The organism is Pseudomonas sp. TE12234 (assembly GCF_054061835.1).
Map to the genome: position 1 here is coordinate 1 of NZ_JBSSEP010000011.1, position 16,661 is coordinate 16,661.

Genomic DNA, 16,661 nt, shown 5'->3' on the forward strand with positions numbered 1-16,661 from the left:
ATGGCCTTGGCGGTGAATGCTTATAACCTCAAACGAGCAATTAGCGTGCTCGGAGCCCGCCAGCTGATGGCGCTAATGGGCTGAAAGGCCTTTTTCCGCCTGTTGCCCGCACAAAAAACAAACGCCCCGAACAAGTCGGGGCGTTTGTTGGGCTGGCCTTCAGTGTGTTTTCACACAGTCTTCGAAGGTGGCTTTTCAGTACAAGCAGCAAAGGCGCTATCAGTAAGCCTTGCCAGTCTTGTAGAAGTTCTCGAAGCAGAAGTTGGTGGCGTCGATGTAACCTTCGGCGCCGCCGCAGTCGAAACGCTTGCCCTTGAACTTGTAGGCAATCACGCAACCATCCTGCGCCTGCTTCATCAGGGCGTCAGTGATCTGGATCTCGCCACCTTTGCCTGGATCGGTCTGTTCGATCAGGCTGAAGATGTCCGGCGTCATGATGTAACGACCGATGATCGCCAGGTTCGACGGAGCATCTTCCGGTTTTGGCTTCTCGACCATGTTACGCACGCGGTACAGGTCGTCACCGATCAGGTCGCCTGCAATCACGCCGTACTTGCTGGTTTCTTGCGGGTCTACTTCCATGATCGCGACGATGGTGCAGCGATACTGCTTGTACAGCTTGACCATCTGCTTGAGTACGCCGTCACCTTCGAGGTTGACGCACAGGTCATCCGCCAATACCACGGCGAAAGGCTCGTCGCCGATCAGCGGACGACCGGTCAGAATGGCGTGCCCCAGACCTTTCATTTCCGTCTGGCGCGTGTAGGAGAACGAGCACTCATCCAACAGGCGGCGGATGCCGACCAGGTATTTCTCCTTGTCGGTGCCCTTGATCTGGTTTTCCAGCTCGTAGCTGATGTCGAAGTGGTCTTCCAGGGCGCGCTTGCCGCGACCGGTGACGATGGAAATTTCGGTCAAACCAGCGTCCAGTGCTTCTTCGACGCCGTACTGGATCAGTGGCTTGTTTACCACCGGCAGCATTTCTTTGGGCATGGCTTTAGTCGCTGGCAGGAAGCGAGTACCGTAACCGGCTGCTGGGAACAAGCATTTCTTGATCATAAAAGTCCTTGAAAGGGCTGTGTGTACGAGTTTCGGCGCAGTCTAATCAGGCGGCGAGCACCTTACAATGCCCCGCACCAGCTAACCGATGCCATCATAGAGAAATTTTCTTGCGGATAGTTCCGCAGACAGCTGCGCCGATCGCCCGGCGGCCTGTTATTGATAGCAGACGCCGTAAGACTTGCACGTTTGTCAACCGAACGGCAATCGCACCACCATACGCCCATCGACACCCGTTGCATGCATTTGGCGCTATCATGGCGCAATTGAACCAGCCAACGAGGCAGATAGATGTCGGCAGCAAAGAGCGTCAACGGTTTCCTGATCAACAAGGCGAAGGACGGACAATGGTGGGTAGGCAGCGTGGCCGGTGAAAATATCGCCGGACCCTTTGCGACCGAAGCCCTGGCGATTGAAGTGGCATCGGTGCTGGAGCTGGAGCACCCGGAACCCAAGCGACGCGGCAAGGACAAGAGCTGATCGACACCCTACACGCCCCATAAGCCCTGCCATTGTGCAGGGCTTTTTTAGGGGCATTGCAGCGTGGGCACCATTCTTAGTAGGAGCTCGCTCCTACAGGGTATTAGGTTAGCTTCGTTTCACGGGATTGCGTGAAGAACCCTTTTTATGAATTTCGGCAAGAAGTGGCCTATCGCTATAACCTTTTGCCGCCGGCGCTGTCACAGCTTTTGCCCACCTCCTTGACGATGACAACGACATGACTAAATTCTTGCCACTGATTGCGATACTGGCCCTGAGTGGCTGCGCAACATCCCAAACCACGTACCTCAATGACGGCGAACAAGGTCTGGCCATCGATTGTTCCGGGGAAGCCAACTCCTGGGCCACCTGCTACGAAAAGGCTGACGCCTCCTGCGCCGGCACCGGTTACCGGATCGTGGGCACCGATGGCACGCCAGCGACCAAGGAAAGCGACAAAACCCTGGGTGTCGACGTCGGTAACTACAAGAACCGCAGCGTCGTGGTGGTCTGCAAGTAAGGTATTTGGCCTTACATGTGGATTTCGGCGAACTTGATGCCGAGGCCGCGCACGGTCTCGATCAGATCGTCGAGGCGACTGAAGGATTCGACTTCATCGTTGTCATCCACCAGAAAAAAGCTGCGGCCGCCGCTTTTCTTGAAAAACACGATCCACTCCCCCCGATCCGCCGGGTTCTGAATCACATGGATGCCAGAGATTTGCCCCTGTGCATGGCGCTCCCGTACCTGCTCTCGCTTCATGCTCGACTCCAGAAATGACAATGCCGCCAAAGCCTTGCTTTGACGGCATCGATGCTGACTGTCGGCATTGTATCAGCCGGAAATGCACACGGTGGCGGCATCGCGCACATCCCGTGGGCGCAGGGGCACATTGGACATACGTTCATGCAGCTTGATGCTGCTGCCGCCGGAACGATGTTCGATATCAAATACCGCGGCCGGCCCCGACGAGAACTTCTGCGGCACGATTACCCGCACGTCATCCTTATGCGTTTCGATCTGCAAGGCACCACGGCTGCTGGCGAGCTTTTCGCTCAAGCATTGCGCGTACTCATGGGGCTTCTTGCCTGAAATGACGTTCATGGTGGGCAAGGTCTCGCTGATTTCCGCGACACTTGCACAACCACTGATTGCCAGAAACAACGGCAGGACCCACGCACCCCACTTCATAGAAAACCTCCGATAAAGACTCTCCGACAGCAAAGACGCTGTTTTTCTCCAAGGCATACTGTATTTAACGCCCAAGGAATGCCCGATATCAGTTTTTTATTGCCAAATCGGGCGTCAACGACCGGATAATAACGCCTGCGGGCTGATAAACTGCGCCAATCGCCCATTGCTATCGTTTTGATTTTGTAGAAAAAGCCCTTCTGGAGGCGCCCATGAAATTTATCCACCAGCGCGAGCACCTCAATGAAGACGACATCGTCGTCATCCAATGCTCCCAAATGTGCAATATCCGCTTGATGAACGACGCCAACTTCCGCAGCTTCAAGAATGGCGGCCGTCACACCTACCACGGTGGCGCGTTCGACACCTTCCCGGCCCGCATCACCGCGCCGAGCACCGGTTTCTGGAATATCACCATCGACACGGTCAACCGCCGGGCGATCAGCGTGACCCGCAAACCGACCCTGACTCACTCGATCAAGATCATCCGCCGCTCCAGCTCGAAATTGAGCTGAGTGCCCCCAGTCCGCACACAGACAGGTATGACCGTGGCCCAAACGACCAAATACGTCATCAAATACAAGCTCAACGGCGAGCGTCGCTTCGAATTTGCCCAGCTGGAACACGGCACCCCGGAAGAGGCCAAGGCCGCGCTGGACGCCATTCACGGCCAGAGCGAAGACGTCATCAGCGATATCAGCGTCAGCAAAGCGCTGTAATGCCTTGGGGAGCGGCAATACGGTTGTCTGCTCCCGGCGTTGAAAATTCGACCGCAAGTGTCGGAGTGTTCGCGCCATCACCGCCCCTTAGACTGGCCGTCTCACCTTTATTCAAGGAGTCGGAACCATGTCCATCGACTGGGCGCGAGTGGAACAGCAACTCGATCAGGACGGTTGCGCAGTCCTGCGGTCGCTGTTGAACCCTGATGCCTGTGACTCGATCAGCGCCCTCTACCCTCGATCCGAGCCCTTTCGCTCGCAAGTGATCATGGCTCGCCACGGATTTGGCCGTGGTGAGTACAAATACTTCCGATACCCGTTGCCGGATCTTGTCGCCCGATTGCGCAAGGCGTTCTATCCACGTCTGGTCCCGATTGCCAATCGCTGGCAGGAACGGATGGGGTTGCCGAACCGTTTTCCCCAAGACCATGAAGATTTTCTCGCCCTTTGCCACGCAGCCGGCCAGCAACGCCCGACGCCATTGCTCCTGCAATATGGGCCCCAGGACTACAACTGCTTGCATCAGGACCTGTACGGCGAATGCGTGTTCCCGCTGCAAGTGGCGATTTTGCTGTCAGAGCCGGGGGAAGATTTCACCGGCGGCGAATTCGTGCTGACCGAACAGCGCCCACGCATGCAGTCACGCCCACAGGTTATCGATCTGAGGAAAGGTGATGGCGTGATCTTTGCGGTCAGTCAACGGCCGGTCAAAGGTAGCCGAGGCGACTACCGGGTGACGATGCGACACGGCGTGAGTCGCCTGCACAGTGGAAAACGGCATACCCTAGGCATTATTTTCCACGACGCATTATGAACACCATGAAGCCGACCACCCTTGATCTGTTCGCCGACGCGGAGCCCGTGCAGCAACCCCGACGCGAGCAGATCGGCGAACAGTCATATGTCTTGAGGGGCTATGCCCTGCCCTGGCTGGAGCGTTTACTGCCGGCACTGGCGGCTGTGCTGACAGCGGCACCGTTTCGGCAGATGGTCACGCCTGGCGGTTTTACCATGTCGGTCGCCTTGAGCAGTTGCGGCCATTTGGGCTGGACCACCGACCGCAGCGGTTATCGCTACACGCGCCACGACCCGCAGACCGGCCAGCCCTGGCCGGAAATGCCGGAAGTGTTTTTGCAATTGGCACAAGCCGCGGCGCGGGAGGCCGGATTCAGCGATTTTGTCCCCGATTCATGCCTGATCAACCGATACGTCCCGGGGGCGAAAATGTCATTGCATCAGGACAAAAACGAAAACACCTACGCCGCACCGATCGTCTCGGTATCGCTCGGATTGCCAGCCATGTTCCTCTTCGGAGGTTTCGAACGCAGTGAAAAAAGCCAGCGTATACCGCTGCTGCACGGCGACATCGTGGTCTGGGGCGGTGTCGATCGCTTGCGATATCACGGCGTCCTGCCGATCAAGGAAGGCCAACATTCACTGCTGGGTGAACAACGGATCAACTTCACCTTCCGCACGGCGGGATGAATCTTTCGGATTTGACCGCAAGCAGCGGAGTGTGACGACACTCCAACGTGGTTAATCTGCCGCAAACAGGTCAACGGACGTACCGCCATGACAAGCCAATCGCCAAACATCAGCACCGAACAAGATCCTCGCTGGGCCGCCGTCGTCGCTCGTGACCCGCAGGCAGACGGACAGTTTGTTTATGCGGTGAAAACCACCGGAATCTACTGCAACCCCAGCAGCCTGGCGCGTTTACCAAAGCCGCAGAATGTCGAATTCTTCGATACCGCCGAACAGGCGCAAGCGGCGGGTTATCGTCCGAGCAAACGCGCGGCGAAGGATCAAAGCGCCGTTGCCGCGCAGCATGCCGCCACCGTGGCCGCTGCTTGCCGGCAGATCGAAAACGCGGACGTGCTCCCTGCGCTGAATGAACTGGCTGCGTCTGCGGGCCTGAGCAGCTTTCACTTCCATCGTGTGTTCAAGGCGGTCACCGGCCTGACGCCCAGGGGCTACGCTGCAGCGCATCGTTCACGCAGGGTTCGGGAGCGCTTGACCGATGGCGGTTCGGTAACCGACGCGTTGTACGACGCCGGTTTCAACGCCAACAGCCGCTTTTATGAAACCGCGGATCAACTGCTGGGCATGAAACCCACGGATTACCGCGCCGCCGGCCAGAACAATGACATCCGTTTTGCCGTCGGCCAATGCTCCCTCGGCGCGATTCTGGTGGCGCAAAGCGCACGCGGGGTGTGCGCGATTCTGTTGGGCGACGACCCGCAGCAACTGGTCTGCGATCTGCAGGACAAGTTCCGCCGGGCCAATCTGATTGGTGCCGATCAAGACTTCGAGCAACTGATCGCCAGGGTTGTAGGGTTCATCGAGGCTCCGGCGCTGGGCCTGGACTTGCCTTTGGATGTGCGTGGCACGGCGTTTCAGGAGCGGGTCTGGCAAGCCCTGCGGGACATTCCCGTGGGCAGCACGGCCAGCTACGCCGATATCGCCCGGCAAATCGGCGCGCCGAAAGCCGTTCGCGCGGTGGCTCAGGCCTGTGGCGCGAACAGCCTGGCGGTCGCGATCCCCTGCCACCGCGTGGTGCGCAGCGATGGCAATCTGTCGGGGTATCGCTGGGGTGTGGAGCGCAAGCGGCAACTGCTGGAACGGGAAGCGCAGCCCTAGCGGATGCCGATGTACACCGCCACGGCCTGCTCGGCGCTGTAGCGTTCGAAGTCAGTGGCGTAGCGCCGCTGGATCTGCGGGTTTTCCTGGAAATAGCCCCAGATGCGTTGCCAGGCCTCGATAACCGCCTCAGGCATCGGTCCCTTGCCTTCGAATACCAGGTACTGGCCCGCTTCGATGCTGATCGTCTCATAACCTTGGGCCGGGCTCGTGACGGCGATCCCGGCGGTCACATCGAATGCCCCGCCGGCATCCGACTCGTACCCGGAATACACGCCGTAGACCGCTGATTCGGGTTGTTCCGGGGCAATGCGCTCAAACAATCGTTCGCTGTAGAAACGCCCCCCACATCGGACCGATCTTCGCCGTTTCGGCCGATAGTTCCGCACTGTTGAAGGTCCGTACCTTCAGCCCCGAAATGTTCATCGGAGCCACGTAGACCTGTTTGATTTCCATTGAGGCGCCACTCCCTGTCGTGAGGTATGCGGCCCCCACGAGCCGCAATGGCGCCCACCTTGTCAGCGATTGACGTCGACGACAACCCTGCCCCGCAGTTGACCGGCGAGCAAGCGTGGTGCCGCTTCAATCGCTTCACTCAGACCGATCTCATGGCTGATCAGCGGCAACAGGGCGAAATCCAGATCCCTGGCCAGACGGTCCCACGCCTGCACGCGCTTGGCCTTGGGTTGCGTCACGCTATTGATGCCCGCCAGGGTCACGCCGCGCAAAATGAAGGGGGCGACAGAGGCCGGGAAGTCCATGCCCTGCGCCAGACCACAGGCCGCGACCGTCCCGTTGGCCTTGGTGCTGGCGCAGGCATTGGCCAGGGTGTGACTGCCGACCGAATCGATGACCGCGGCCCAGCGTTCCTTGGCCAGGGGCTTGCCCGGCTCGGACAACGTGGCGCGGTCGATGATTTCGCTGGCCCCCAGTTGCTTGAGGTAGTCGTGTTCCGAAACACGGCCGGTGGACGCCACCACCCGGTAACCGAGCTTGCTCAGCAGCGCGATGGCGAAACTGCCTACGCCGCCGTTGGCGCCCGTCACCAGGATTTCACCTTGCTCGGGGGTTACGCCGTTATGCTCCAGCGCGAGAATGCACAGCATGGCCGTGTAGCCCGCGGTGCCGATGGCCATTGCCTGGGCAGCGGTAAACGCCTTGGGCAGCGGAATCAGCCAATCGCCATTCAGACGCGCCTTCTGCGCCAGGCCACCCCAGTGCCCCTCGCCAACTCCCCAGCCATTAAGCAGGACTTTGTCACCCACCTTGTAATCCGGATGCTCGCTGACTTCGACGGTACCCGCCAGATCGATCCCCGGCACCATCGGGAATTTTCGCACCACCGGGCTGCTACCGGTGATCGCCAGGCCGTCCTTGAAGTTCAAGGTGCTGTAGTCGACACGCACGGTCACATTGCCTTCAGGCAACTGATTGTCGTCGATCTGCTGCAGCGCGGCGCGGTAACCGCTGTCGTCTTTCTCGATCAAAATACCTTGGAACATGACTGCCTCCTGGTGAGATCACTCGTTGTGGTGCGATTTAAATACCACATCGTAAAAAAATGCCGCATTCGACTTTAAGCCAATCCATAATACCGCCGGTTTTTTCCATGACCTGCGGTCATGCTTTTTTTGGCGTTCAGGCTGGCTCGTCCGGTAACTCGCGAATCGATGCCTGACCCATCACCTTTTTGGCGCCGATGGCGGGCTGCGTCGCCGCTGATTCAGCTGCAAACTTGACTGGCCTTGGGTCAGCCTTTGCTGCTACAAAACCGCTTAAACCCTCCTGCCCGGTTTCAACGTCGGAGACCTTCCAAATGAACCCATGGCCAGACACGCGAATTCTTGATCTGTTCGGGATTGAACTGCCCGTTATTCAAGCCCCCATGGCCGGTGCCACCCAGTCGTCCATGGTGATTGCGGCAAGCAATGCCGGTGGCCTGGGCTCCATGCCCGCCGCCATGCTCAGCATCGAGCAATTGCGCGCGGAGCTGACGACCATTCGTCAACACAGCTCGCGCCCGTTCAACGTCAACTTCTTCTGCCACCAGCCGCCGGCTGCCGATGAGCAACGCGCACGAGACTGGAAAAACCTGCTGGAGCCCTACTACCGGGAGCTGGGCGTCGACTTTGATGCGCCGACGCCAGTGTCCAACCGCGCGCCTTTCGATCACGCGGCCTGTGAGGTGGTCGAAGAGTTTCGCCCCGAAGTCGTAAGTTTCCACTTCGGTCTGCCGGAACAATCCCTGCTGGATCGGGTGAAAGCCACCGGCGCAAAGGTCGTGTCCTCGGCCACCACCGTCGAAGAAGCCATCTGGCTTGAGCAGCATGGCTGCGATGCGATCATCGCCATGGGCTATGAAGCAGGAGGACATCGCGGGATGTTTCTCAGTGATGACCTGAGCAGCCAGGTTGGGGTCTTTGCCCTGGTGCCACAAGTCGCCGATGCGGTACGGGTGCCGGTGATCGCTGCTGGCGGCATTGCCGATGCACGAGGCGTCGCGGCAGCCTTCATGTTGGGTGCGTCGGCGGTACAAGTGGGTACGGCCTATCTGTTCACCTCGGAAGCCAAGGTCAGTGCGTCTCATCACCGGGCGTTGCGCACCGCCCGGGAAAGCGAGACCGCCGTCACCAACATTTTCACCGGACGCCCGGCGCGCGGAATCCTCAATCGGGTCATGCGCGAGCTGGGGCCGATGAGTGACAAGGCGCCGGCCTTTCCGCTGGCCGGCGGCGCGTTGATGCCTTTGCGAGCGAAGGGCGAAGCGGATTTCAGCAACCTCTGGGCCGGACAGGCGTTCTCGCTGGGGATGGAAATGACAACGGCAGAGTTGACCCGGCGGCTTGCCGAAGAAGGGTTGGCCAAGTTGCTTGGGCGCTGACGATCCCTCAAGCCAACACCAATCTGTGGTGAAGTGGGCAAGCTCCCTCACCACAGTCCAGTGCAACTCATTCCGTTGGCAGGCATTTCGCTATATATTCCTGTATATAGCGTTACCACCCCTTCTCTGTAATGCCTGTCACGGAGCCGTTTCATGTCCCTTAGCGCCTCACGTTTTGCCCCCACTTGTCTGGCCAGCCTTCTCGCTGTATTGACCTTTGGCTCTGCCCACGCGGACGAAGTCCAGGTGGCGGTTGCAGCCAACTTCACCGCGCCGATCCAGGCAATCGCGGCAGACTTCGAAAAGGACACCGGTCACAAGCTGGTGACCGCCTTCGGCGCGACGGGTCAGTTCTACACCCAGATCAAGAACGGCGCGCCGTTCGAAGTGTTCCTTTCGGCGGACGACACCACCCCGAAAAAACTCGAAGACGAAGGCGACACGGTCAAGGGCTCGCGCTTTACCTACGCTGTCGGCACCCTGGCGTTGTGGTCGGCCAAGGAAGACTATGTCGATGCCCTGGGCAAGGTCCTGAGCGACAACCAGTACCAGCATCTGTCCATTGCCAATCCAAAAGCCGCGCCGTATGGCCTGGCGGCCACCCAGGTACTGGCCAGGGAAGGTCTGACCGACAAGGTCAAGGACAAGATCGTTGAAGGCCAGAACATCACCCAGGCCTATCAGTTTGTCTCCACCGGCAATGCGGAATTGGGCTTTGTCGCGCTGTCGCAGATTTACAAGGACGGTAAAATCACCAGCGGTTCGGCCTGGATCGTTCCGGCCAGCCTGCACGACCCGATCAAACAAGACGCGGTGATCCTCAACAAAGGCAAGGACAACCCGGCTGCCCAGGCACTGGTTGACTACCTTAAAGGGCCAAAAGCTGCCGCCATCATCAAGTCCTACGGTTACCAACTCTAAATGACGCTATCGAGTGCCGATTTTTCCGCCATCTGGCTGACCCTGAAACTGGCGTCCCTGACGACCGTCATCCTGTTGGTGATCGGCACTCCGCTTGCGTTGTGGCTCTCGCGCACCCAATCCTGGCTGCGCGGCCCGGTCGGGGCGATCGTCGCCCTGCCCCTGGTGCTGCCGCCCACGGTGATCGGCTTTTATCTGTTGCTGGCGCTGGGCCCGAACGGCTTTGTCGGCCAGCTCACCCAATCACTGGGGCTGGGTACCCTGACCTTCAGTTTTGCGGGGTTGGTCATCGGTTCGGTGCTGTACTCGATGCCGTTTGTGGTCCAGCCTCTGCAAAACGCTTTTTCCGCTATCGGCACGCGCCCGCTGGAAGTGGCCGCGACCCTGCGCGCCAATCCCTGGGACAGCTTCTTCAGCGTGACTCTGCCCCTGGCCCGCCCCGGCTTCATCACCGCTGCCATTCTCGGCTTCGCCCACACGGTCGGCGAATTCGGCGTCGTGCTGATGATCGGCGGCAACATTCCCGATAAAACCCGGGTGGTCTCGGTGCAGATCTACGATCACGTCGAAGCCATGGAATACGCCCAGGCCCATTGGCTGGCCGGGGCCATGCTGGTGTTCTCCTTCGCGGTGTTGCTGGCGCTGTACTCCAGCCGTAAAACCAGAGCAGGCTGGAGCTGAGTGATGATTCAAACGCGCCTGAAATTGACTTACCCGGGGTTCCACCTCGATGTCGACCTGCAACTGCCCGGCCGTGGTGTCACGGCACTGTATGGGCATTCCGGCTCGGGCAAAACCACCTGCCTGCGCTGCATCGCCGGTCTGGAAAAGGCCGATCAAGGCTTTATCCAGGTCAACGATGAAGTCTGGCAGGACAGCGACAGGAAGATTTTCGTGGCGCCGCACAAGCGGGCCCTGGGTTACGTGTTTCAGGAGGCCAGCCTGTTTGCGCATCTCTCGGTGCTGGGCAACCTGGCGTTCGGGCTCAAACGTATCCCGAAACCGCAGCGTCGGGTCGACATGGCCCACGCAACCGAACTGTTAGGCATCGGCCACCTGCTGGATCGCCATCCACAACACCTGTCGGGAGGGGAGCGCCAGCGAGTCGGTATCGCCCGCGCCCTGCTCACCAGCCCGAAACTGTTGCTGATGGATGAACCGCTGGCCGCGCTGGATGCCCAGCGCAAAAGCGAAATCCTCCCCTACCTGCAACGGCTGCACGACGAACTGGACATCCCGGTGTTGTATGTCAGCCACTCCCAGGATGAAGTGGCGCGCCTGGCCGACCACCTCGTCCTGCTCAGCGACGGCAAGGCGCTGGCCAGCGGCCCGATCGGCCAAACCCTGGCGCGCCTGGACTTGCCTCTGGCGCTGGGCGACGACGCCGGTGTGGTGATCGAAGGCAGCGTCAGTGCCTACGACAGTGACTATCAATTGCTCACCCTGCAACTGCCTGACACGGACTTGAACATTCGCGTGGCGCACACGCTGATGGCCACTGGCCAGGCGTTGCGTTGCAAGGTTCAGGCGCGGGATGTCAGCCTGAGCCTGCACGGTGCCGAGCAAAGCAGCATCCTCAATCGCCTGCCGGTCACCGTGGTCAGCGAGTTGGGCGCCGACAATGCCGCCCATGTGCTGATCCGTCTCGATGCGGCGGGGACCCCGCTACTGGCGCGTATCACCCGCTTCTCCCGCGACCAGTTGAACGTCCACCCCGGCCAGCAACTCTGGGCACAGATCAAAGCCGTGGCGGTGCTCGCGTAACGGCATTGGCACGACTGGGCCGGCGTGGGGTCAATGCCTTTAACGGCCCCCTGACGCCTTGCCAAGGACTATCGCCATGCCCGATGCGCTGCCTTCCGACTTGCACTATGTCGATGACACCCAACCGGGAATCAGCCGCAGGAAACTGCGCGGCAAGTTCTGCTATTTCGATCCGACGGGACAACGCATCACCGAGCCGGACGAGATCCAGCGCCTCAACGCCCTCGCGGTGCCACCGGCCTACACCGACGTCTGGATCTGCGCCGATCCGCGCGGGCACCTGCAGGCCACCGGCCGCGACGCCCGGGGTCGCAAGCAGTACCGCTATCATCCGCGCTGGCGAGAGGTTCGCGATCTGGACAAATATTCGCGCCTGCGGGATTTCGGCCTGGCCTTGCCGAAACTGCGCAAACGGCTGGAAGCCTTGTTGGCCGCTCCGGGCTTCAGCCGCGACAAGGTCATGGCCACGGTCATCACCTTGCTCGACGCCACGCTGATCCGCGTCGGCAACACTCAATATGCCCGGGACAACCGCTCCTACGGCCTGACCACGCTGCGCAACCGGCATGTCGAGATCAACGGCAGCGCAATCCTGTTCCAGTTCCGTGGCAAAAGTGGCGTCGAACATCAGATCACCGTGAAAGACCGGCGACTGGCACGCATTATCAAGCGCTGCCAGGAGATCCCCGGACAAAACCTGTTTCAGTACCTCGATGAAAACGGCGAGCGACACACCGTCACGTCCTCCGACGTCAACGCCTACCTGCAAACCCTGACCGGTGCCGACTTCACCGCCAAGGACTACCGCACCTGGGCCGGCAGCGCGCTCGCCCTGGCGGTGTTGCGAGAGTTGCAATGGCAACCGGAATCGGAGGCGAAACGGCATGTGGTGGAGATGGTGAAAGACGTCGCCCGTCAGCTGGGCAATACGCCGGCGGTGTGCCGCAAGTGCTATATCCATCCAGCCGTGCTCGAAGGATTTCTACTGGGTGCGTTGGCTGAGTTGCCCAAGCCACGAATGCGTAAAGGCCTGCGCGCCGAGGAAGTCGGATTGGCCATGTTGCTGGAGAAATGGGTGTCTGAACCGACGAATTGACTTGTCTATTTTTTGCACGATTGCAAATGACTTCTATAGTTGATCTGTACACGAATCAGCTGCGGTGACGCCATGGAAGACATTTTCGTCGTGAAGCGATGCAACAAGATCATCATTCACGGCCGCCGGGCCGGAGAAACCGCTCACCTACCCCCTGACGCCGCCGTCTGGTATCGCATCGCCGATACCCGAACCCACGGCTTCATTGGTGACGGTTACGATCTCGAGGAAGACGCCCGGCACGTTTGCCGACAGCTCAATGCCAGGTCACACGTCATGGCCCGTCAAGGCTGACGCGCTCTAGCATGCCCCATACGGGTCTATACTCAAAGGAGCTGAAGGATCAGCGCCCCATCGGTAGAAAGCTCGCCTCCCGCGGGCTTTTTACTGCCAACTGCCAGGTTTCTTAAGCGGAGGTGTTTCCCATGTCCGAAAAAGAGTCCATCACCACCCTGCTCACCTTGCTTGATTCGCGCCAGGTTCGCCTGGCTGCGGCGTGCAAGGAAATCGCCGACTGGGTCGATCATCAAGGCGGACATCCGACAGCCCTCAGAATTCGTGATCGTCTGAACGACATCGAAAAGGATACGCCGCTGATTCGTAACACCCTGTCGTCGCTCAAACCTGTCGACCCGCCGCTACCCCGGTTCAGATGATTCGATCCGGACGCTCGATGCGAAGACACGGCCCGACGCGGCACGCATGATCGGCGACGCCATCGTCACCGGTCGCGTGCCTGCCTGATCGCCTTCCACCTTTTCCTCGCCCCAGCCACGCGCCGGGATTTTTTGTGCTCCGGCAAATACCGAACGTCCCTGGTTGTGAGTGGTCCAACGCTTACACGTCACCAAGGAGACGTTCTAATGGTCACTCACTTCAAAGTCAGCGGGCATTTGGCCTGCGGTCACAAGGGCAGCAATCTCACCTCCACGCGTGAACTCAACCGGGTGAAATGCAGAAGCTGCCGCAACACCGACGTTTTCAAGGAAGCACGCCGGAACGAGCGTAACGCGGCACGTCGCGCCGCACGCAAGGCCAAAGTCGCGCATATCGTCACTGACTGGCGCCAGGCCTGGACCGAACGGTTGGCGGCCATGGCCGGACGGCAAAGACTGCCCCGGGGATTTGGCAGTCAGGCTTTCGTCTAGACGCACACATCGGGCCCATAAAATCGGCCCGATTTTCATCGGCCCGGACGACACCCGCACCTTCACGGTCGCCTCCCGCAAACGGCCAGATCAGAAAAGCACTCTCAACGTTGTTTAGACCTCTGGAGCTGATGTCCGACGCGCTGCATTGGCGATAATCGGCTTCCTCGACTAGGGTCTCAGACGTATCGAACTGCGACACCTTTTTTGACAGGAGCCTGATCAAGGAGGAACCGATGTCACCCACTCGTAGTGCCGAACAAACCTATCGTCAATGGTCCAGCCCCATCCTGCTGGAACTCAAAGCACGAGAGCACCAGTTGACCCCGTCAGACCGCGAAGCGTTGCAAAATATTCTGCTGGAAAGAAGGTTGATAAACAGCGGCAATCCCGCAGGCCCGGATCGGCGCATGTCAGCGCCGCCCGGTGACGCAAAGAGTTAAAACTGCTTGTATTGGAGAGCCCGGCCCCGATGTCGGGCTTTTTCATTTTTGCCGCTTGTCAGGCTCCCGGCACCTTCCCCGCCGATGCGGATAACTGAACGTCGCCGGCCAGGGCATGCATTCCACGGAAGGCGTGGATTCATTTATTGACGGGTGGTAGCTGGCGTAACCCCCAGAGCAGCAACAGCGCCGCCATGATGATTGCGATCCCCACACTCGCAAAACCGGCGGTCACCAGCCCCTCCTGCCATGCCCTTGCAGCCTGCCTTGCCCCGGTGAACGGCGACATGGCGGTCGTGCCGAAAATGGCCGCCAGTGTCGTGACCGCCCAGTTCGCATAGGCCCCGTAAAGCAGCGTCCAGTAAGCAATCGCCTTGTTGCGCGAAGAAAGATTCACCTCCATCCAGACCGCGCCGACTGCCAAGAGCAGGATTCCGTTCATCACCCCCTCTAGGTGCGCCGTAAGCCCCATGCGCGGATTGCTGAATTGCTGTTCGACGAGGCCGGTACACAGGCCCAGGAAGAACAGAAACATGCCATGCCACATCAATCTGCGTCGGGTGTGAACCATGAGCTAGTGCCTCTCGAGACTGACCGGAAGCTGATCCTCCAATCCATCAGAGATCAACTCTAGAGGGTTCTGCGACAGAGCGTGGGCCTGAGGCGGGCTGTACGTGGCTTGCGGATCGCCCTCACCGGTCGAGTTTGAACGACGTCAAGCAATGAGCATTCAGGGTGCCTGGAAACTCTGGAGCGATTCAGCCTTTCTTCCTGCGAACCCCATTTCGATGGGCGTTTTCAAGAAGAACACGGAAATGTCCTCAACCTCCAACCTCCTGAACAACCTTTCAGATTCATCCTCGGTGATAGCCATGCGAATCTCCGTAGGTTGATCCGCAAGCTCAAAAAAGTGCGAGGAATGCATTCGACCTGTGTGTCCAAAACCTTCAATGCCCGTGGACAACGTTGCGCCACGCAGCCCCATTTCTTTCGCCAGATCAACGATCCAGTCGCCGAGCATTTTCCCCTGATACCGGCGGTTCTGTTGAGTAAAGAAAATCACCAGGAACCCGTTCATTTTCATCTCCTCACCGCATGCCAATCATTTGATAGGTCAAGAGCCCGGCAGCGGTCATCACCAATGAGCCCACGACGTGCAATGAAACCGAGCCGAGTGCCCACAGGAGCCTGCCTTCCTGAATCAGGGCAACTGTTTCGGCTGAAAACGTGGAAAAGGTAGTCAGTCCCCCACAGAACCCCGTGATAACCAGCAGCCGCCACTCGGGGCTCAGGGAGGGGGATGCGGCCAGGAACGCGATAGCGAAGCCGATGATGTAGCCCCCGACCATGTTGGCCGCCACAGTGCCGGGAGGAATCGTCGGGAACAGCGCATTGAGCTTTATACCCAGCAGCCAGCGAAGCCAGGCACCAAGCGATGCGCCGACAGCAATAACCAGGAGTGATTTCAGCATGGTTGCAGGTCTCCTCCTGGCTGATCTGGCCGAGGGGATGCGAATAACCGCGTGGCACGAGAGCAAGCTGGCTGAAGAATGGGTGTCATGATTCTGTCCTGAGTTGAAGGACAGGTGCACGCCTACGCTCCCTGTCCTGGGTTGACGCAGGCATCATCAGCACAAGGCGGTTAAAGGAGGAATACCATCTCCTGTATTGAACCTATAGTACGCCGCCGCGCGGGCTCAAGCGTCACTTAACAGAGCCAGGCCGGGCATGCCAAGGAAAGTTTCAGGTGCACGACTGACAGGCAAAGGCGGCTACAGGGCGCGAATGCGGAAAAGACTTTTTGATGGCGAAAAAAGAAAGAAGGGCTTGCATGAGGTATCTCATGCAAGCCCTTGATATTCATGGTGCCCGAAGCCGGAATCGAACCGGCACGCCCTTACGAGCGGGGGATTTTAAGTCCCATGCGTCTACCAGTTTCGCCATTCGGGCGGTAGCGCGGTGAAGCGGTCTGAAGTCTGGCCAATACGATCCGGCAGCCCTGACCTTGTGCAGCAGAGGGGGAATATATACATCCCGACCTGGTGAAGCAAGTTCGCATATGCCCTTTTGCAGACTAAATCTTACCAGCCGGCGCGAATAAAAAAGCTCCGTAAATCATGGATCTACGGAACTTGTTTAACAGTGGACACCAAAGTCGGAACCGTAGCGCCCCAGGCAAGTGGCTCATCCACTGACAAAGCCAAGCAGATCAATAGGTTAGCACGACACCCGAAACGCAAGCCACTGATTTTCAAGGGATGAACCTGTTCGAAACCGCCGTCTGGACTGATTACCGACGGCCTTGGACAAAGGAAGTGA

23 protein-coding genes, 1 tRNA gene, 1 pseudogene and 1 riboswitch are annotated in these 16,661 nt (G+C 59.2%); of the genes and pseudogenes, 16 read left to right on the plus strand and 9 right to left on the minus strand.

Annotated features, from left to right (window positions below):
- Window positions 1-219 precede the first annotated feature (219 nt).
- A complete protein-coding gene (galU, locus tag ACVWYU_RS17765; protein WP_047529432.1) occupies window positions 220-1,059 on the minus strand; it encodes a UTP--glucose-1-phosphate uridylyltransferase GalU in 840 nt (279 codons plus the stop codon).
- 291 nt (window positions 1,060-1,350) lie between these two features.
- Between galU and ACVWYU_RS17770 the strand changes: the two genes are divergently transcribed.
- A complete protein-coding gene (locus tag ACVWYU_RS17770; protein ID WP_090322268.1) occupies window positions 1,351-1,539 on the plus strand; it encodes a hypothetical protein in 189 nt (62 codons plus the stop codon).
- 238 nt (window positions 1,540-1,777) lie between these two features.
- Window positions 1,778-2,059, plus strand: a complete 282-nt coding sequence (locus tag ACVWYU_RS17775) for a hypothetical protein (RefSeq protein ID WP_090327335.1) — start codon at window positions 1,778-1,780, stop codon at window positions 2,057-2,059.
- 11 nt (window positions 2,060-2,070) lie between these two features.
- Here the strand turns inward: ACVWYU_RS17775 and ACVWYU_RS17780 are convergent, their stop codons facing one another.
- Both ACVWYU_RS17780 and ACVWYU_RS17785 read right to left on the minus strand, forming a co-directional pair.
- Window positions 2,071-2,301: a hypothetical protein gene (locus ACVWYU_RS17780; RefSeq protein ID WP_457373286.1), complete on the minus strand. Its 231-nt coding sequence runs from the start codon at window positions 2,299-2,301 to the stop codon at window positions 2,071-2,073.
- Window positions 2,302-2,373: 72 nt separating this feature from the next.
- Window positions 2,374-2,730 carry a hypothetical protein gene (locus ACVWYU_RS17785; RefSeq protein ID WP_090322272.1) on the minus strand — a complete coding sequence of 119 codons (357 nt, stop codon included), beginning with the start codon at window positions 2,728-2,730 and terminating at the stop codon, window positions 2,374-2,376.
- Window positions 2,731-2,942: 212 nt separating this feature from the next.
- Between ACVWYU_RS17785 and ACVWYU_RS17790 the strand changes: the two genes are divergently transcribed.
- The 5 genes from ACVWYU_RS17790 (at window position 2,943) to ada (ending at window position 6,089) form a co-directional block, all read left to right on the plus strand.
- On the plus strand, window positions 2,943-3,245 hold the full coding sequence (locus tag ACVWYU_RS17790; protein ID WP_057400164.1) for a DUF1883 domain-containing protein: 303 nt from the start codon (window positions 2,943-2,945) through the stop codon (window positions 3,243-3,245).
- A 33-nt stretch (window positions 3,246-3,278) separates the two neighbouring features.
- On the plus strand, window positions 3,279-3,449 hold the full coding sequence (locus ACVWYU_RS17795; protein WP_090327338.1) for a hypothetical protein: 171 nt from the start codon (window positions 3,279-3,281) through the stop codon (window positions 3,447-3,449).
- 127 nt (window positions 3,450-3,576) lie between these two features.
- Complete coding sequence (locus ACVWYU_RS17800; protein WP_457373287.1) at window positions 3,577-4,263, plus strand: 2OG-Fe(II) oxygenase; 687 nt, start codon at window positions 3,577-3,579, stop codon at window positions 4,261-4,263.
- Window positions 4,264-4,268: 5 nt separating this feature from the next.
- Entirely contained in the window at window positions 4,269-4,934 is a 666-nt protein-coding gene (gene alkB, locus ACVWYU_RS17805; protein ID WP_390959941.1) for a DNA oxidative demethylase AlkB, read from the plus strand.
- Window positions 4,935-5,021: 87 nt separating this feature from the next.
- Window positions 5,022-6,089, plus strand: a complete 1,068-nt coding sequence (gene ada / locus ACVWYU_RS17810; RefSeq protein ID WP_457373288.1) for a bifunctional DNA-binding transcriptional regulator/O6-methylguanine-DNA methyltransferase Ada — start codon at window positions 5,022-5,024, stop codon at window positions 6,087-6,089.
- On the opposite strand, the pseudogene ACVWYU_RS17815 reads toward ada, so the two are convergent.
- Window positions 6,086-6,545 (minus strand): annotated as a pseudogene (locus ACVWYU_RS17815) (GyrI-like domain-containing protein). The gene ada and the pseudogene ACVWYU_RS17815 sit on opposite strands and share 4 nt — an antisense overlap.
- A gap of 62 nt (window positions 6,546-6,607) precedes the next feature.
- On the minus strand, window positions 6,608-7,591 hold the full coding sequence (acuI, locus tag ACVWYU_RS17820) for an acrylyl-CoA reductase (NADPH) (protein WP_090322281.1): 984 nt from the start codon (window positions 7,589-7,591) through the stop codon (window positions 6,608-6,610).
- A gap of 314 nt (window positions 7,592-7,905) precedes the next feature.
- Between acuI and ACVWYU_RS17825 the strand changes: the two genes are divergently transcribed.
- The 9 genes from ACVWYU_RS17825 (at window position 7,906) to ACVWYU_RS17865 (ending at window position 14,342) form a co-directional block, all read left to right on the plus strand.
- Complete coding sequence (locus tag ACVWYU_RS17825) at window positions 7,906-8,970, plus strand: NAD(P)H-dependent flavin oxidoreductase (RefSeq protein WP_457373289.1); 1,065 nt, start codon at window positions 7,906-7,908, stop codon at window positions 8,968-8,970.
- A gap of 153 nt (window positions 8,971-9,123) precedes the next feature.
- A complete protein-coding gene (modA, locus tag ACVWYU_RS17830; protein WP_457373290.1) occupies window positions 9,124-9,891 on the plus strand; it encodes a molybdate ABC transporter substrate-binding protein in 768 nt (255 codons plus the stop codon).
- Window positions 9,892-10,572, plus strand: coding sequence for a molybdate ABC transporter permease subunit (gene modB, locus ACVWYU_RS17835; protein WP_390955935.1), 681 nt, complete (start codon window positions 9,892-9,894; stop codon window positions 10,570-10,572).
- Between the two features lie 3 nt (window positions 10,573-10,575).
- A complete protein-coding gene (gene modC / locus ACVWYU_RS17840; RefSeq protein ID WP_457373291.1) occupies window positions 10,576-11,655 on the plus strand; it encodes a molybdenum ABC transporter ATP-binding protein in 1,080 nt (359 codons plus the stop codon).
- A 76-nt stretch (window positions 11,656-11,731) separates the two neighbouring features.
- On the plus strand, window positions 11,732-12,751 hold the full coding sequence (locus ACVWYU_RS17845; RefSeq protein WP_457373292.1) for a DNA topoisomerase IB: 1,020 nt from the start codon (window positions 11,732-11,734) through the stop codon (window positions 12,749-12,751).
- 72 nt (window positions 12,752-12,823) lie between these two features.
- Window positions 12,824-13,045 (plus strand): hypothetical protein, encoded by a 222-nt coding sequence (locus tag ACVWYU_RS17850; protein WP_248916300.1) that lies wholly within the window; start codon window positions 12,824-12,826, stop codon window positions 13,043-13,045.
- A 131-nt stretch (window positions 13,046-13,176) separates the two neighbouring features.
- Window positions 13,177-13,407: a hypothetical protein gene (locus ACVWYU_RS17855; protein ID WP_008055683.1), complete on the plus strand. Its 231-nt coding sequence runs from the start codon at window positions 13,177-13,179 to the stop codon at window positions 13,405-13,407.
- Between the two features lie 207 nt (window positions 13,408-13,614).
- On the plus strand, window positions 13,615-13,899 hold the full coding sequence (locus tag ACVWYU_RS17860; RefSeq protein WP_090322299.1) for a hypothetical protein: 285 nt from the start codon (window positions 13,615-13,617) through the stop codon (window positions 13,897-13,899).
- A 236-nt stretch (window positions 13,900-14,135) separates the two neighbouring features.
- Complete coding sequence (locus tag ACVWYU_RS17865; RefSeq protein WP_090322301.1) at window positions 14,136-14,342, plus strand: hypothetical protein; 207 nt, start codon at window positions 14,136-14,138, stop codon at window positions 14,340-14,342.
- 139 nt (window positions 14,343-14,481) lie between these two features.
- Here the strand turns inward: ACVWYU_RS17865 and ACVWYU_RS17870 are convergent, their stop codons facing one another.
- The 4 genes from ACVWYU_RS17870 to ACVWYU_RS17885 all read right to left on the minus strand — a co-directional run bounded on the left by ACVWYU_RS17870 (window position 14,482) and on the right by ACVWYU_RS17885 (window position 16,292).
- The gene (locus tag ACVWYU_RS17870) at window positions 14,482-14,877 is read right to left on the minus strand and encodes a hydrogenase (RefSeq protein WP_390955932.1); all 396 of its coding nucleotides are present in this window, start codon (window positions 14,875-14,877) and stop codon (window positions 14,482-14,484) included.
- A gap of 195 nt (window positions 14,878-15,072) precedes the next feature.
- Window positions 15,073-15,420, minus strand: a complete 348-nt coding sequence (locus ACVWYU_RS17875) for a DUF190 domain-containing protein (RefSeq protein ID WP_090322304.1) — start codon at window positions 15,418-15,420, stop codon at window positions 15,073-15,075.
- A gap of 10 nt (window positions 15,421-15,430) precedes the next feature.
- Complete coding sequence (gene crcB, locus ACVWYU_RS17880; protein WP_090322306.1) at window positions 15,431-15,814, minus strand: fluoride efflux transporter CrcB; 384 nt, start codon at window positions 15,812-15,814, stop codon at window positions 15,431-15,433.
- A gap of 140 nt (window positions 15,815-15,954) precedes the next feature.
- Window positions 15,955-16,015: riboswitch (Fluoride riboswitch) on the minus strand.
- A 190-nt stretch (window positions 16,016-16,205) separates the two neighbouring features.
- Window positions 16,206-16,292 (minus strand) — tRNA-Leu (locus tag ACVWYU_RS17885).
- Between the last annotated feature and the right edge of the window lie 369 nt (window positions 16,293-16,661).

Excerpts from the sequence above, each read along its gene's own strand:
- alkB (WP_390959941.1), top strand. The coding sequence starts at position 4,269 with ATGAAGCCGACCACCCTTGATCTGTTCGCCGACGCGGAGCCCGTGCAG.
- galU (WP_047529432.1), bottom strand. The coding sequence starts at position 1,059 with ATGATCAAGAAATGCTTGTTCCCAGCAGCCGGTTACGGTACTCGCTTC.
- ACVWYU_RS17870 (WP_390955932.1), bottom strand. The coding sequence starts at position 14,877 with ATGTTTCTGTTCTTCCTGGGCCTGTGTACCGGCCTCGTCGAACAGCAA.
- ACVWYU_RS17785 (WP_090322272.1), bottom strand. The coding sequence starts at position 2,730 with ATGAAGTGGGGTGCGTGGGTCCTGCCGTTGTTTCTGGCAATCAGTGGT.
- crcB (WP_090322306.1), bottom strand. The coding sequence starts at position 15,814 with ATGCTGAAATCACTCCTGGTTATTGCTGTCGGCGCATCGCTTGGTGCC.
- modA (WP_457373290.1), top strand. The coding sequence starts at position 9,124 with ATGTCCCTTAGCGCCTCACGTTTTGCCCCCACTTGTCTGGCCAGCCTT.
- ACVWYU_RS17855 (WP_008055683.1), top strand. The coding sequence starts at position 13,177 with ATGTCCGAAAAAGAGTCCATCACCACCCTGCTCACCTTGCTTGATTCG.
- modC (WP_457373291.1), top strand. The coding sequence starts at position 10,576 with ATGATTCAAACGCGCCTGAAATTGACTTACCCGGGGTTCCACCTCGAT.
- ACVWYU_RS17780 (WP_457373286.1), bottom strand. The coding sequence starts at position 2,301 with ATGAAGCGAGAGCAGGTACGGGAGCGCCATGCACAGGGGCAAATCTCT.
- ada (WP_457373288.1), top strand. The coding sequence starts at position 5,022 with ATGACAAGCCAATCGCCAAACATCAGCACCGAACAAGATCCTCGCTGG.
- ACVWYU_RS17865 (WP_090322301.1), top strand. The coding sequence starts at position 14,136 with ATGTCACCCACTCGTAGTGCCGAACAAACCTATCGTCAATGGTCCAGC.
- acuI (WP_090322281.1), bottom strand. The coding sequence starts at position 7,591 with ATGTTCCAAGGTATTTTGATCGAGAAAGACGACAGCGGTTACCGCGCC.
- ACVWYU_RS17800 (WP_457373287.1), top strand. The coding sequence starts at position 3,577 with ATGTCCATCGACTGGGCGCGAGTGGAACAGCAACTCGATCAGGACGGT.
- ACVWYU_RS17860 (WP_090322299.1), top strand. The coding sequence starts at position 13,615 with ATGGTCACTCACTTCAAAGTCAGCGGGCATTTGGCCTGCGGTCACAAG.
- modB (WP_390955935.1), top strand. The coding sequence starts at position 9,892 with ATGACGCTATCGAGTGCCGATTTTTCCGCCATCTGGCTGACCCTGAAA.
- ACVWYU_RS17770 (WP_090322268.1), top strand. The coding sequence starts at position 1,351 with ATGTCGGCAGCAAAGAGCGTCAACGGTTTCCTGATCAACAAGGCGAAG.
- ACVWYU_RS17825 (WP_457373289.1), top strand. The coding sequence starts at position 7,906 with ATGAACCCATGGCCAGACACGCGAATTCTTGATCTGTTCGGGATTGAA.
- ACVWYU_RS17775 (WP_090327335.1), top strand. The coding sequence starts at position 1,778 with ATGACTAAATTCTTGCCACTGATTGCGATACTGGCCCTGAGTGGCTGC.
- ACVWYU_RS17790 (WP_057400164.1), top strand. The coding sequence starts at position 2,943 with ATGAAATTTATCCACCAGCGCGAGCACCTCAATGAAGACGACATCGTC.
- ACVWYU_RS17845 (WP_457373292.1), top strand. The coding sequence starts at position 11,732 with ATGCCCGATGCGCTGCCTTCCGACTTGCACTATGTCGATGACACCCAA.
- ACVWYU_RS17875 (WP_090322304.1), bottom strand. The coding sequence starts at position 15,420 with ATGAACGGGTTCCTGGTGATTTTCTTTACTCAACAGAACCGCCGGTAT.
- ACVWYU_RS17850 (WP_248916300.1), top strand. The coding sequence starts at position 12,824 with ATGGAAGACATTTTCGTCGTGAAGCGATGCAACAAGATCATCATTCAC.